Raw genomic sequence first — 14388 nt, 5'->3', positions numbered from 1 at the left:
TTAGAAAATGCTCATAGGAAGCATGCAGACATCCGCTTTGGTCTAACGCGGTTCAAAGCGAATGTGGTCCCAGCTTACCCGACCGTTTCCGCCGGATTCGGAGAATACAAGTTCAAGCACAATCCGGGCGCTTACGGCTTGCGAGGGCGAATGTACTGCCTTCTGAAACGAAATCCAGCCCGATGATGGGGTATCGGATACGGCAGCTTTTGCCGTGTCTATAATCTTCCCAGTTGCATCCAGAAATTCCACACCGGCTTCCACCCTGGCGTTCGTTAACGAATCGGCCTTGAACCGTCCTTGCAGCGAGAACTCGTTATTCCCGTTCACGCGGATCTCTTGGGATAAACTCATGCTGCCGGATCGGACTGCCGTTCCGTTCATCGTCTGAACATGATTCAGTGCGTAAACTTGTCCGTATACGCTTGTCGTAACCACGTCGTAGCCGGCCTGAAGCCCGGGTGAAAAAGCGGCGCTCCAAGCTTCGCCAACTCCTCCGACACCCACTTCCCTCTCAAAGTCACCGTTCACAAGCGCAAGTGGGACTACCGTTAGCGCTCTTGCCACAGACGCGGAATGACTCTGCTCCACGCTGGTAAGATTACCGGCTGCATCATAAGAATAATTCAGGGTCTCCCCGCTATCTGTCGTTGCCGAAATTAATCGGTTCAGCTCGTCGTACGTATACGAAGCAGCCATAACCGGTGTCGCCTGCAAAGCAAGCATCATGAATAAGCAGCACAAAACTGCCCGTAATTTACCATTCACAGCCAAATCCTCCTTCTGATCAGAACCTTAAAATAAATCCCAAGAACTATTCCCCGGTCCGTGCCTTATCTGTGCACGCATTGCCCCTTCTCCCCTCAGCCAGCGTACCGCCTTCCATCCGTCATTATAAATTTGTCGAAAAACCCTTCCATAACTTAACCTGCATAAACAAGGAATTTATAGGCGGCCAGTATTATATTAACATCCATGGCGAAATCCCAAATGCTACGAATCGCCTATTTTTTCCATGGAAAATGTAAACTTTATCACCTTTTTACCTTCCCTATTGTAAAAAAATGTCCACAATTTATCCCCAATATCTGGATAACTATTCTTTCCTTAGGATACTCTATAAACGATCACCTCCAATTTTCGACAAAATTCGCATATTAGGGCTTGACATGAGGACGCGTTTAAAATATAGTAAACCCATCGGAATTAACCTTAACTGACTCGTCAGTTAAGTGGAGAGGGGCGATGGAAGCTGCCTGCTTTACCGGAACAAGAACAAGAACAGGATCAGGACCGCCGTCAGCAGTTGATGGCCGCGGCTCTCGACTTATTTGCCCGCAAGGGATATCACGGCACCAAAATTTCCGACGTGGTCAAAGCCTCGGGGGTGTCGCAAGGCACGTTCTACTGGCATTTTCAAAGCAAAGAACAGCTCGCGCTGGAGTTAATCGAAGGCGGCAAAGAAAAGCTGATCAAAGTCATCGAGCAAGGCTACCGTAAGCACGCGGGTACGGTAGACGACATGGTGAGCTCGTCCGCGCGGTTGCTTACGGATCTGTTCGCATTCGCCGACCGGAACCGCGATCTGATGGCACTGCTGCTTATGAAAGGCCAAGGCGCCGATCCGCCGGTGCGCGAAGCCGTCTCGCAGACCTGGATCGCGTTCGAGGAAGCGTTCAAAAGCAACATTGAGCGCGCCATCGAGCTCGGGATGCTGCCGCGGACGAGCGATTTGTCGCTGCGGGCCAACATTCTCGTCTGTTTAATTACCGGCGTGCTGTCCAAATGGCTGTTCGGACCGATGCACGATGTCGATTTCCAATCCACGTATTCGCCGTCGGAGATCGCTGAAGAAACCGCCAAATTCGAATTCCGGGGCTTGCTCGGATAACCTATAACCCATCTACGAAGACCCACAAGGAGGCAACTGTTATGTCTATCAAACTAAGCAAATTTGTAAAGTCCGTTTCGCTGCTGAGCGTTCTTGCGATCGCGCTCGCGGGCTGCGGAAGCAAGCCTGCCCCGGCACCGGATGCGAACGCCGGCAAGAAACCGGCCGAGACGACAACCGCGGCTAACTCGCTTGAGCAAATCAAGAAAGCCGGCAAAATCCGAGTCGGGCTCATGGGCACCTATGCTCCGTACAACTTCCTGAACGACAAGCACGAGATCGACGGCTTCGATGCGGACGTTGCCAAGGCGGTAGCGAAACGTCTGGGCGTTCAAGTCGAATTCATCACCGGCGAATTTTCCGGACTGATCGAAGGGCTGCAAAAGGACAAGTACGACGCGCTCGTAAGCCAGGTCACGATCACCGAAGACCGCAAGAAAACGATGGACTTCTCGACGCCTTACGTGAAAAACGCCGTAAACGTCATCGTCAAGAGCGACAACACGACGATCCAGAAGCTCGAAGACTTCAAAGGCAAAAAGATCGGCGTCGGGCTCGGCACGAACGACGAGAAATATTTGCGCGACGTCGCGATGCCGAAGGTCGGTACATTCGAAATCGCCACATATAACGATGTCATTACGTCGCTGAAGGACCTGAACGTCGGCCGCATCGACGCGACGATCAATAACGTATTCGCCATCAAACCGCTGATCGAGAAAAACCAGTTCAAGGTCAAAGCGGTCGGAGATCCGATTAAAGAAGATTTTGCCGGTGTCGCCATCCGCAAGAACAACCCGGAGCTGCTCGACGCGATCAATAAAGCGCTGGCCGAGATGAAAACCGACGGTACGTTCAAAGAGATTTTCCAAAAATGGTTTGGCGTAGACCCGAACTTCTAATCAGCGCGGACCGGGAGGATGTACGGCATGGAACTGGTTTTACAGAACTTCCAATTTCTATTGACGGGCGCGTATTATACGCTGCTGATCACGATCGTCTCGATGTTCTTCGGACTCATCATCGGGATGGTCGTCGCCATCGCCCGTCTCAAAGGAAATTGGCTCATAAGTAATCTGGCCAAAGGTTACGTGTCCATCATTCGCGGAACCCCGATTCTGGTACAGATCTTCATCATCTATTACGGACTACCCGACTACGGGATTACGCTCGGGCCGCTCACAGCGGCCTTTATTTCACTTAGTATCAACATCGGCGCCTACTTGTCCGAGACGTTCCGCGGCGCGATTCTGTCCGTGCCCAAAGGGCAGACGGAAGCCGCGCTGTCGCTGGGCTTGACGCCCTGGCAGACGATGCGGCGGGTGGTGCTTCCGCAGGCGGCCCGCGTGGCGATCCCGCCGATGGGCAATACGTTCGTCGGGATGCTGAAAGAGACGTCGCTCGTCTCCGTCGTTACCGTGACCGAGCTGCTGCGCTCCGCCCAACTGCTGATTGCGCAGTATTATGTCGCGATGCCTTTTTATATCGCCATTGCTCTCATGTATTGGGTGATGAGCATGTTCTTTTCGTACATTTTAAACCGCATCGAATCTCGTTTGTCAAAAGCTTATTAAGGGCGTGTGATCTGCATGATCGAGGTAAACCAACTCGGCAAAAGCTTCGGCGATCTGGTCGTTTTCCGCGACATCAATCTACATATCCGCTCCCGGGAAATCGTGGTCCTGGTCGGCCCGAGCGGCTCCGGCAAAAGCACGCTGCTGCGCTGCCTGAACGGGCTGGAGGAGCCTGACGCAGGCTCGATCCGGTTGGGCGATGCGGCATGGGCCGCCTCCATGGACGCGGCAAGCAAGAAGCAGGCGATCCGGCACATCCGTACGTTAACCGGCATGGTGTTCCAGTCGTTCAATTTGTTCCCCCATATGACCGCTTTGGAGAACGTCATTATGGCTCCCACGATTGTTAAAAAAATGAACCAGAAGCAGGCCGTCGAAATTGGAGAATCGCTGCTCGCCAAGGTGGGATTGCTCAATAAAAAGAACGAATATCCTTCCCGGCTATCCGGCGGCCAGCAGCAGCGGGTCGCAATTGCCCGGGCTCTTGCCATGCAGCCGCAGATGATGCTGTTCGACGAGCCGACGTCGGCGCTGGACCCCGAATTGACGGGCGAGGTGCTATCCGTCATGAAGCAGCTTGCCGCGGAAGGCATGACGATGATCGTCGTCACCCATGAGATGAAGTTTGCGCGGGAAGCGGCGAACCGGGTTATTTTTATGAGCGACGGCAAAATTCAGGAAGAAGGCGCACCGGAACAATTTTTCGTCCAGCCGCAGACGGAGCGGGCCCGCAAGTTTTTGCGGCAAATCGAAGGCGCGCCGGATGGCGTCTGAGCACCGCCGTACAACGCCGCGGGGCGCGAACGCGGAGTAACAAGATCGATTCGAAGGAGTGGACATTGTGGTTCCGAGCAAAGCAGAGCATTTGAAGAATGTCGCGGAGCGGGCGCGGGCGATTATGGAGAGGGAAAATGTGGAAGCGCTCGTGGCGTCAAGCTGTGAAAATTTCTACTATCTGTCCGGTCATCCCAGCACGTTTATGTATACGCTGCGGATGAATGAAGTTGCGCTGGCCGTGATGTTCCGCGACCCGAGCCGACGCACGGTCATCATCATGAACGAGTTTGAGGCCGCGGGCGTACCGGCGGATTTGCCCGGATGCGAGCTGCGCACGTACCCGACCTGGGTCGACGTCGACGATCCGCTCGGGCTGCGCGGCGCCAAGTACGAAGGGCGGCGGCCCGTGAACCATCAAGTGCAGGAAATGTTCGGGCTGCTCGGGCAGGTGCTGGCCGAACACGGGATAAGCGGCGGCAAGGTAGCCGTGGAGTTGAACTCCATGCGGTATCCTGCCGTGAATGCGCTGCGCGAAGCCGTCCCCGGCTTGGAATTCACGGAAGCCGGAGCGATCCTGACCGAGCTGCGCGCGCTCAAGACGCCTTGGGAAATCGCGCAGCTGCGCAAGAGCTGCGAATACGCCGAGATCGGCATCGCCGAAACGATCAAGGGAATCCGGGCCGGCAGCTCGGCCGCCGAGATTGCCGACGCCTTCCGGCTCGCGCTGCTGACCCATGCCGACGGTTCGTCCTCCCGCTTCCACATGATTTCGGTCGGGGCGCATTTTGCGCCTGCGCATATTTTCGATACGCGTCCGGGACAGCCCGGCGATCTGGTCAAATTCGATGTCGGCGTCGATGTGGCCGGCTACGGCTCAGACATTGCGCGCACGTTCGTGCTCGGCTCGCCGTCCGATACGGTGAAGCGCATCTACGGCGCGCTGCGGGCCGGACACGACCGGCTGCTGGAGCTGATCGAGCCCGGGATGCCGATGAAGCGCGCTTTTGACGAAGTGATGCCGCTGATCCGCCGCTCGGGCCTCCCGAATTACAACCGCGGCCATCTGGGGCACAGCGCGGGACTGAGCCTCGCGGCCGAGGAAGCCCCGTTCCTGAGCCCGTCGGAGGAAACCGTCTTCCGCCCGGGCATGGTTATCTGCCTCGAAACGCCGTACTACGGCTACGGTGTGGGCTCGATCATGATCGAGGATATGGTGCTGGTGACGGATAGCGGCTGCGAGCGGCTGAATAAGCTGTCGCGGGATTTGATTTCGTTGTAGGTGAAAAAAGGTCAAAAAGACGCGTTTACGTTGTTTTGAGCTTGTTGGGAAAGAGGTCAACTGAAGTATAGAGGTGTACGAGGGGGTGGGGTATCTACTTCCGGTCGCTCTTGTCTGCGGGAAATTTTGATTGGAAGCCGCTTAGCAGCGGATATTTCCCGCAGACAAAGGCGAACGCTATCGCTCCTACAGCAGATACCCCACCTCCGTATGTTTCTCTATTTCAGTCAAAAACCTCTTTCTCAACAAGCTCCAGATACGTACACGCTGTCTTTTTGACCTTTTTTGCGTAGGCTATGGACTATGGCTTAAAAACTTGCTTTACTGTCCCTTTGCCGTCTTCGACTTCGATTTCGGCGTACGCTCCGTTGATGAACGTTATCTGCGGCGGGACATGGCCGCAATCGATATCGTAAACAATCGGGAGCTGCAGCTCCGCGGCCAGCTCTTGATAAATATCTTCGGCCGTGTAGCCTTCCACCGGACGATTGACGCCGCTGCGGCCAAACATAATACCGGAACAGTGCTCGAACCAGCCGGCCAGCTTCATTTGCACTAACGATCTGCGTAAATCCGTTGTGGACAGCTCGCAGTTTTCCAGATACCATACGATAGGGTCTTCATGGATAAAATGCTTCTGGAATTGCCGCACGTCGCCGAACGGGGTGCCGATCAAATGCCGGATGATATCAATACATCCGCCAAGCAAACGGCCTTGGATGCTCGTTTTTGCCCCGGACACGGTTTTCCAATACGTAGGCTCGGTTAAATGGTAGGTGCACGGCGAAGGGTCGGCGTGTTTCCATTCCTTCTGATATTTCGGCGAGGAATGCTGGAGGACGGATTCGCCCGTTTTCGTCGATAAGACCGCTTGCCACATGGCGGTGGTCTCGTCGGAATATTCACCTCTCAAATCAACCAGATTCGTTCCGTGAGCTGTCGCCAGGCCGGTTTTTAAAGTGACCGCCAGCAGCAATGCGCTGACATCCGAATAGCCCAAAATCCACTTGCTCGGCAACTGTTCAAAATCGACGTGCTCCAGCATCTCGATCAGCAGCTCCCCGCCCCAGGGCGGAATGATCATATCGATTGCGTCGTTGCTCATCATGGCGTTGAATTCGTTCACGCGGACTTGAGCCGGCGCGGATTTGGCCTTCTCTTGCGTCCACACCGTTTCTCCGCAAACGACGTTAAAGCCTCTGCTCTGCATGCGGCTGCACGAGAGCTTGACCAAATCATGCAATGCCGAGGGCACCCCGGAGGACGGGGCGGTTACGCCAATCGTTGCTGCTTCTTTGAAAACCGGGTAGTTCATCGTAAGTCCCCCTCTCCCAATTTACACGATATTACCAAAACTAGCTTTTCGGAGCAATCGGAATATCATCCTTTGTTTTATCCAGCTCGGCTTGCGAGCGGGCCTCGATCTGTTGCAACGCCGTTTCCGCCGTGCTCTTACCTTGCAACAACGGCTCCATCTCCTCGTTAATAATCGAATCGAAGGTCATCAAAAAGCTGTCGGGCAGCTTGTCGAAGTTTTTATACATTGATTCGGTCGGCGGGGTTAATTCGTAGAAAGCTTTCACGTTTCTTTCCTCTTTAGGCATGGCGCTCAATCGGGCAGGCAAAGCTCTCAGGGTCGATTTGGTCATAATCCGGGCGAAGGCATCGCTATTCACGTATTCGATGAACTTCCAAGAGGCCGCAGGATTTTGAGAGTTTACGTTGACCGAAAAAATTTCATTCACCGACATGGAATTGCCGCTATTGGGGTTGCTCTGATCAACGGGTACGGTAACCAGATCCCACTCAAAAGGGAGCCCCGGCGTCGTACTTAGTACATCGATGAAATCGACACCTTGAATCGTCATCGCGATATGTCCGTTCAAAAACGGATACTGCTGCTTGAGCACCTCTTCTCTGTTGCTTCCCGGAGACGGGCTTTGGCTTAGGGCCGGATCAGCCTTATAAAAATCCCCCTTCTGAAAAGCCTCCGCAACCAGCTTAAAAATTTTCGTCCATTCAGGAGTATTCAAGGTCATTTTCTTCGACTCAGGGTCCAAATATTTCAACCCGTAGCTCGCGCCAACCGTCGTAGCGAATATAAAAGGATTCGTCAGCTCACGGCCTTCCAAGCCGTAGACCGGGGGTTCTTCGTTTTGCTTTGAAAATCGTTGCGATAACAAAATAAGCTCGTTCCAGCTCATTTTATTTTCTGGCAACGGGACGCCATACTCCGCAAACAGCTTTTTATTGTAAAACACGGCTTCGCAGTTAAAATAAGGAGCGAGTCCGTAAATTTTGCCGTCCCCCGCTCTTTTCAGATATTCCAGAACGCCTGAATAGTAGCCTTTCGTATCATAGGCGTCCTTTTTCATATCGGCGTCCAGTGCTTTGAGCTTGCCGGAGCCTGCGTATCTTTCGAATTGCTCCGAATCCAACAACAATACATCGGGGTTGTGAAGCTGAACGTAATCGTCAAACGCTTTTTTATTATCCTGCCTCGGCTTGTAAATGCCTTCCAAAGGAAGAACCTCAACCGCGAGATCCGGATATTTGGCGCTGAAAAGATTCCCGTAGTTTTGCATAAAACTATTTTTGTTCCAGTATACGACCTTGATCGAGCCCGAGAGCTTGTCCTGTTCTTCCGTACCGGACATCCAGGTGCAGCCTGTCGCAGTGCATGTCAGTCCGGCGACGATGCCAAGCAGCATAACCTTTTTCAAAACTATCTACTCCTGTTCCCCTATTGAAATCTAAACCTGTTTTTCAAAATGCATCCAATCCTATTCTACCATTTTATGGTTCAAGATCTCAAAGAGAGCTGTACAGCGGTATAAAAAAAGATCTTGCCTCTATGAAAGAGACAAGATCTTTCCCTATATCGTTTTAGTTTGCGCTGTTAGTCGCGTCTGTGGAAGCCGCATCCTTGTGCTGTCCCGGCTTGCGGTCTACGAATTTGCCGATCGCATCGTCCAGGTTCGATTTGATTTGGCTGATGAGCTGGTCGCGGCTAATGCCTTTGTCCTGCGCGATTTCAGTCAGCGATTTGCCTGCTTTCATCGCGTCGGTGAGCTCCTGCTGGGTAATACCCAAAATCTTCGTCAGATTCTCGGGATTGCCCATCATCCCGAAAGCTCCTCTTCCGCCTTTTTCGCCGTGCTGACCTTGCGGCTTCGTCGCGGTCACGGCTTTCTTCAAGTGGTCTGCCAGATCAGATTTACGCTTGTCCGCTTGATCCTGCGTAATCTTGCCCGCGCTCACCGCATCGTCAATCGCTTTCGTTTCGGTGTCGGTCAGCTTTTGGATGAAGGCATCTTCCGTCAAGCCCCCTTTTTCCTGCGCGACTTGCGCCAGCGTTTTGTTTTGCTTCAGCTCGTCCATCAGCGTTTTCTCATCCAGGTTAAGCAGCGTGGCCGTTTCTTTCAGAATGTTCACACCGCCGCGGAAGCTGTGCTCTTCCCGGCCAAAGCCGCCCTTGCCGAACTTCCCGTGTCCATGACCCTGCTGCGCGCTATCTGCGGTTGTGCCGCTTTCCGTAGTCGTTGTTGCGGCATATGCTTGAGTGTAATATAATCCGGCTCCTCCGAGAAGAAAGCCTGCTGCAATGGTTCCTGCCATCAATTTTTTTCCGATTGTTTTCATGGTTTCCTGTCTCCTTTGTTTTCGAATGTGTGTTTCACTTACACTTTGAAGTATAGGAGCTGTACATTAATGGAACCTTAGTTTGGGCTGAGCGTTGGTTGAGCGTAAGCTGAATAAATGCTGAATATGGAAAAAAAACAAGCCGGATACTGCCTCACAACGGCAAGCATCGGCTTGTTTTTGAATTTATTTGCTGAGGATGTTCCAGACCAAGTGCGCTACTTCCGCCCGCGTCGCCTGTTCCTGCGGGGCGAACTGGTTCGGCTGCCGCCCCTCGACGAAGCCGAGCTGGGCCAGCCCGGCCGCTGCCGCTTTCATGCCGTCCGGCATCGCCGCGTCGTCCGCAAACGGTGACTTCGCTGCGACGGGCAGCGCTTTGCCTGTTTTGTTCTCGTACAGCCATTTGGCGAGGAGTGCCAGTTCCTGCCGCACAACCGGCGCCGCCATATCTTCGCCGCCCAGTCCGAGCTCGGTCCATACCGAGGCGTGTGCTTCCCGGGCCGATGCCTTGGACACCATCTCGCCTGCCTCCTTGCGAGACAAGCCTGCATTGGGAGCGAACCGCCCTTCGCCCGCGCCGCTCATGACGCCTGCACCGGTCAACCCTTTGACCGCGGCATGTGCCCAATGACCGGACGGTACGTCGGCGAAGCCTTTGACGACGATCCGGCCCTCCGGCTGGACATGAATCTGCTTCAGCTTGGAAGCATACGCCGCAAGCAGTTCGAAATCCGTTAGCGCCTCCCCCGCTCCTACGAGGGCTTTTGCTTTTGCAAACATCGTGTAATTGTCGCCGCCGGTGAACATATAGTTCGACAAGGCCAACGTATAGACGGCATCTTTATCGATCGGCTGCCCGCCGATTCGAACGTTCCCCACCCGCTGACCGGAAGGCTTGTCCGCGTCGTATTCGTAGGCAATGCCAGAAACCTGCAAAAAGCCACCTGCCAGCTTCTCCACGCCCGACACTCCGTTTTCCAGCGCGGCCAGCACCATCTCTCCGGTCGCTTCCACCTTCACAATCTTATTGCCGAAGGGCAATATCGATTTGGCGTCCTTTAAGGTGAAATCGCCTTTTTTGGCGCTCGCCCGAATACCGCCGCCATTCGCAAAAGCGATGTCGGTCCCGTAATAATCGCGGTACGCGTCGGCAATCCAATTGCCGATGGCCGTTTCCCGGAAACGGGATTCGTGGTTATCCCCGTAAGGCAAATCGCCGGCCAACGAGGCCACCTTTTTGCCCAGCTCCGTATCCAGCTTGGTCTGGTACCCGGCAGCCAGCTCAGCCAGCGGCTTGTCCTCTTTAATGGTTTCGTCGACTTTCAATATCTCATGAGACAACCGGATCATCCCGTCCGTTTCTTTATTCACGACAAGCCGGATGATCGACCCCATGTTGCCTTGAGGCGAGAAGATCAACCGACCGCCGCCGTCGACCTCATGGACGAACGATTTCTCTTCCGCTTCCTCTTCGGTAAAGACCGCCCGAATGTCGGGGACGGCCGCCAGCAGCGCTTTATCGTCCGCAACCGGCTCCTGCGTCAGCGCCACGATCAGATCCACTTTTGCTTGCTTCAGCTTGGCCACCGCTTTTTGCGCGGACTCGATGACATTCAGGCTCTTGACCCGCTCGTCCCGCATCGTCGTTTCCATGGCGCTGGTCAGGCCGAGGATGCCGATGCGGATGCCTTGCTTCTCCATGACAACGCACTCCGGTACTTGACCGAACGGCTTCCCGTCGCTTCCGATCAAGTTGGAGGAGATCCACCGAAAGCGCGAATTGTTGATCAGCTCCAGCGTATTGGGGACGCCTGCGTCAAAATCATGCTGCCCAAAATTCGCGACATCGACCGGAATCCGGTTGAACGCCTCCACCATTGGATGCCCTTTGAAGACGCCGCCGAATAACGTGCCGCCGCCCAGATCGCCACCGAAAGCGACGATTTTCTCACCCGGTATGCTGTCCACCAGCTTCTTCACCCGGGCTACACCGCCGCGGGTGCCGAGCTTGTCGGTCACCGGACTGATTTCGTGTCCGTCGTTGAAATACAGCAAGGATACGGATGGACTGCCGGAAGCTTCCGCCCGGACACTGGAGATACTGCCGATCCATGCCGGAAATGCCAAGCCAACCGCCAGCAGTGCGATGCCGAAAGAACGTGCCGTCTTGTTCATGCTCCACCTCGTTGTTTAGAAGATTATGCCTGCCTCTCGTTGAACCATTATAGTATAAAACTGCCCCGGACAAGGTTAAGTTTATATGAAGGCCCGCGAGCCCGCAGAATAAAATCGGCCCTCAAAAGCCATGATATCGGTAAAGGAGGGATTTCCCATGAATATTATGGACGGGATGGACGCTGCCCGGTACAATTCGGCGAACCCGGACGATAAGACCAAAGAGAAAAAAGCCGAGGAAGACCGCAAAGAGATGCCGGCCCAAGTGCTGAGAAACTTGAACAACAAGTGACCGCTTGAAGGAAAGATGATGAAAGGGACCTGCTAATGACCCCGGATAACAACAAAACGGTAGACGGAAGTGCCGCGGATATCCGAAGCTTGGAAGTCGATTCCGACGTCAACAACGATCCGAACCGCGAAGCGCTGCTCGATCAGTCGTTTCAGAGCTTTTATGAGAACATCAAGCAGCAGGTTCGGGCGAAAGAGGACATCACCAACGTCCCCGGGGAATCCGCGTTCGACGCAGCGATTGGCATGGACGAGGAACCGGAGGAAGCGGAATAACGCCGCAAACAAGAGGAAGCTTCATCCGGCATGCCCGACACGGCATCGCTAGATGAAGCTTTTTTGGTACGCAGCCTTGACCTCGAGAGCACTCTAGGTTCTATACTTGAAAAATCTCGAAACCTGGAGGGATGGTCTGGTATGTTAAACGTGGAAGGAAAAGTCGTTATTTTAACCGGAGCCTCGAGCGGTATTGGCGAAGCCACTGCCAAAGTGCTTGCCGCTAACGGAGCCAAGGTTGTACTTGCCGCCAGACGTGAGGAACGCTTGCACCATCTTAAAGCAAGCCTTGAAACACAAGGCGGCACAGCCGTCTTTAAAACGACTGACGTTGCTTCGCATAAGGAAATGGAAGAGCTTGCGCAGTTTACCTTCGATACCTTCGGACAAATGGACGTTCTGATTAACAACGCAGGGATCATGCCGCTTTCTTTTTTACACGAGAAGAAGGTAGACGAATGGGATCGCATGATTGACGTAAACATGAAAGGCGTGCTTTACGGTATTGCTGCGGTTCTTCCGTATATGCGGGAACGAAAACAAGGACATATTATTAATGTTTCGTCCGTGACGGGACATATCGTAAGAAAAACATGGGCCGTCTATTCGGGAACAAAATTTGCCGTCCGGGCGATTACCGATGCTTTGCGGCAAGAAGAAGCCGAAAATAACATTCGCACAACGATTATTTGTCCCGGTGCCGTATCAACGGAGTTGGTTCATACCATTTCAAACGAAGAAATTAAAAAAAGTATAAGCGATGCATTGCAAATTTCATTGCCGGCCGAAGCCATCGCCCATTCGATTCTATATGCGATTTCCCAACCGGAACATACGGCTGTCAATGAAATCATTGTAAGGCCGACGAGCCAGGAATTATAATGATAATGCTTCGATTGCTCACCTTGTGCAGGTGAGCCTTTATTTTGAATAGGCTTCAACAGGAGGGATTCACGATGAGCTACACAATCGGTCAAGTGTCGGAGCAAACCGGCTTATCTATTCATACTTTGCGATATTACGAGAAGGAAGGCATTATGCCAATCGTGAACCGCAACGAAAGCGGCATACGCCTGTATGAAAGAAAAGACATTGAAATGCTCGAATTTATTTGTTGTCTTCGGGCGACGGGGATGTCCATTTCGGATATCAAGGAATTTGTACAGGGGAACAAGACCATCGACCAACGCATCTGCCTGCTTGAAAAGCAAGGAGAAAACGTAAAATCGCAAATCGATCGACTGATGTCGTATCAAGCCATGATTCATCGTAAGATTGATTTGTATAAAGCGATGAGGTAGCCAGCGTAACCCTGCCGAACGTTTTTGCGATTAAGGCGGCTGTACAGACCTTACGCTTCCCGGACATCCGCCTGACCCGAAGGTCAAACGGATGTTGCCGGTTTAAGCGGTACGTAGCGAATTTACAAAAAATAATAAAATTTAAAAAATAGCTGTTTAACAATAGAGCAGCCGCATCGATTCGATTTTTTGTTTCATGCACGTCATGGCTTCGATAGGTCCCGCTATTTTCACATCACTCCCGAATTGCCAGATAAAATCCACGTAAAATCCCAAGTCCTCTGTAGCGATCTGAATGTCGGCATACCCGCTTCCGTCCTCATTGCACACGATATAGGGAGCGATCCGCGAATTCGATTCCAACAACCAGACGCCTTTTTTCGTCAGCTCCAACCGGAGCACCGTTTGTTCCTGTTGGTTTTTTTGGGGCTTATCCATTAGCGTCTTCTGCGTGATATCCTCCCGGCAAGGAATCGATTCATTGATCGACGCAGAGAGAATCCGATCCGCTCGAAATTGCCTGATTTCTTCCCGAAGAAAACAAAATGCGGGACAATACCAGAAGCCGGAACTTGCATAGAGCCCGATGGGCTGAATATTGCGCTCCGACACACCGCTGCTGGATTTGTATTCGATGGTAACGACGCTGCGAATCATAATGGCCTGCAGTAAGGTTTGGAGAATCTCCGGAGACATCCATCGATAGGGACTCCAGAACATAATCCTGTTCTTTAAACGATCAATCTTCTCCTTTACATCCGCGGGTAAATAGTGGTGAAACTTGCGAAGCGCGGAGTCTGCTCCCTCGCCGAATGGCAGTGAACTGAAGTAATCCATCGATTGGCATGCAAAAAACATCGCAATGGCTTCGCCTTCGGAGAAACTGATCGGCGGGAGGAGCCTTTCCTGGAGCAGCCTATACCCTCCCCCTCTTCCTTGGACGGAGTAGATGGGAACACCGAGCTCGCTTAGTTCCTGCAAGTCTCGTGTAATCGTTCGGCTGGACAGTCCGAATTCATCGGCCAACTCCCGGACGGTAAATGACTTGCTGGCGTTTATTCTCATCATCATTTGGATTAGCCGCTGTGACTTCTGCAATATCTTCCCTCCCACTATAAAGTAATGTATTCTCCTGTTTTCTCACTGAATCTCAATATTTCAACTTTGACAGCTTGAGCGGCG

At 53.0% G+C, this 14388-nt stretch carries 15 protein-coding genes; 9 read left to right on the top strand and 6 right to left on the bottom strand.

Annotated features, from left to right (window positions below; genetic code table 11):
* Positions 1–42: 42 nt before the first annotated feature.
* A complete protein-coding gene (locus KQX66_RS05015; protein WP_216790521.1) occupies positions 43–768 on the bottom strand; it encodes an RHS repeat domain-containing protein in 726 nt (241 codons plus the stop codon).
* Positions 769–1309: 541 nt separating this feature from the next.
* Between KQX66_RS05015 and KQX66_RS05010 the strand changes: the two genes are divergently transcribed.
* The 5 genes from KQX66_RS05010 (at position 1310) to KQX66_RS04990 (ending at position 5521) form a co-directional block, all read left to right on the top strand.
* The gene (locus KQX66_RS05010) at positions 1310–1891 is read left to right on the top strand and encodes a TetR/AcrR family transcriptional regulator (RefSeq protein WP_216791055.1); all 582 of its coding nucleotides are present in this window, start codon (positions 1310–1312) and stop codon (positions 1889–1891) included.
* Between the two features lie 41 nt (positions 1892–1932).
* Positions 1933–2793 carry a transporter substrate-binding domain-containing protein gene (locus KQX66_RS05005; protein ID WP_216790519.1) on the top strand — a complete coding sequence of 287 codons (861 nt, stop codon included), beginning with the start codon at positions 1933–1935 and terminating at the stop codon, positions 2791–2793.
* A gap of 27 nt (positions 2794–2820) precedes the next feature.
* Positions 2821–3465, top strand: coding sequence for an amino acid ABC transporter permease (locus tag KQX66_RS05000; RefSeq protein WP_216790517.1), 645 nt, complete (start codon positions 2821–2823; stop codon positions 3463–3465).
* A gap of 15 nt (positions 3466–3480) precedes the next feature.
* A complete protein-coding gene (locus tag KQX66_RS04995; protein ID WP_216790515.1) occupies positions 3481–4239 on the top strand; it encodes an amino acid ABC transporter ATP-binding protein in 759 nt (252 codons plus the stop codon).
* Between the two features lie 67 nt (positions 4240–4306).
* Positions 4307–5521, top strand: coding sequence for a M24 family metallopeptidase (locus KQX66_RS04990; protein ID WP_216790513.1), 1215 nt, complete (start codon positions 4307–4309; stop codon positions 5519–5521).
* Between the two features lie 301 nt (positions 5522–5822).
* Here KQX66_RS04990 and KQX66_RS04985 read toward each other — a convergent pair whose 3' ends face one another.
* The 4 genes from KQX66_RS04985 to KQX66_RS04970 form a co-directional block, all read right to left on the bottom strand.
* Positions 5823–6836: a S66 family peptidase gene (locus tag KQX66_RS04985; protein ID WP_216790511.1), complete on the bottom strand. Its 1014-nt coding sequence runs from the start codon at positions 6834–6836 to the stop codon at positions 5823–5825.
* Between the two features lie 40 nt (positions 6837–6876).
* Positions 6877–8244, bottom strand: a complete 1368-nt coding sequence (locus KQX66_RS04980) for an ABC transporter substrate-binding protein (RefSeq protein WP_216790509.1) — start codon at positions 8242–8244, stop codon at positions 6877–6879.
* A gap of 163 nt (positions 8245–8407) precedes the next feature.
* Positions 8408–9163, bottom strand: coding sequence for a hypothetical protein (locus KQX66_RS04975; protein ID WP_216790507.1), 756 nt, complete (start codon positions 9161–9163; stop codon positions 8408–8410).
* 186 nt (positions 9164–9349) lie between these two features.
* The gene (locus KQX66_RS04970) at positions 9350–11338 is read right to left on the bottom strand and encodes a 5'-nucleotidase C-terminal domain-containing protein (RefSeq protein ID WP_216790505.1); all 1989 of its coding nucleotides are present in this window, start codon (positions 11336–11338) and stop codon (positions 9350–9352) included.
* 157 nt (positions 11339–11495) lie between these two features.
* Between KQX66_RS04970 and KQX66_RS37765 the strand changes: the two genes are divergently transcribed.
* From KQX66_RS37765 to KQX66_RS04955, 4 genes are all read left to right on the top strand, one after another.
* The gene (locus KQX66_RS37765; protein WP_010500956.1) at positions 11496–11630 is read left to right on the top strand and encodes a hypothetical protein; all 135 of its coding nucleotides are present in this window, start codon (positions 11496–11498) and stop codon (positions 11628–11630) included.
* A gap of 35 nt (positions 11631–11665) precedes the next feature.
* Positions 11666–11905 carry a hypothetical protein gene (locus KQX66_RS04965; protein WP_216790502.1) on the top strand — a complete coding sequence of 80 codons (240 nt, stop codon included), beginning with the start codon at positions 11666–11668 and terminating at the stop codon, positions 11903–11905.
* Between the two features lie 141 nt (positions 11906–12046).
* Positions 12047–12787, top strand: a complete 741-nt coding sequence (locus KQX66_RS04960; protein WP_216790500.1) for an SDR family oxidoreductase — start codon at positions 12047–12049, stop codon at positions 12785–12787.
* A gap of 74 nt (positions 12788–12861) precedes the next feature.
* Positions 12862–13206, top strand: a complete 345-nt coding sequence (locus KQX66_RS04955; RefSeq protein WP_216790498.1) for a MerR family transcriptional regulator — start codon at positions 12862–12864, stop codon at positions 13204–13206.
* A 156-nt stretch (positions 13207–13362) separates the two neighbouring features.
* On the opposite strand, the gene KQX66_RS04950 is transcribed toward KQX66_RS04955, so the two are convergent.
* Positions 13363–14304 carry a helix-turn-helix transcriptional regulator gene (locus KQX66_RS04950; RefSeq protein WP_216790496.1) on the bottom strand — a complete coding sequence of 314 codons (942 nt, stop codon included), beginning with the start codon at positions 14302–14304 and terminating at the stop codon, positions 13363–13365.
* Positions 14305–14388: the final 84 nt, after the last annotated feature.

The sequence above is a fragment of the Paenibacillus oleatilyticus genome, from assembly GCF_018998565.1.
Classification (GTDB): domain Bacteria; phylum Bacillota; class Bacilli; order Paenibacillales; family NBRC-103111; genus Paenibacillus_G; species Paenibacillus_G oleatilyticus.
The sequence above is the reverse complement of the archived record's forward strand: the minus strand, read 5'-3'. Positions and strand labels throughout refer to the sequence as shown.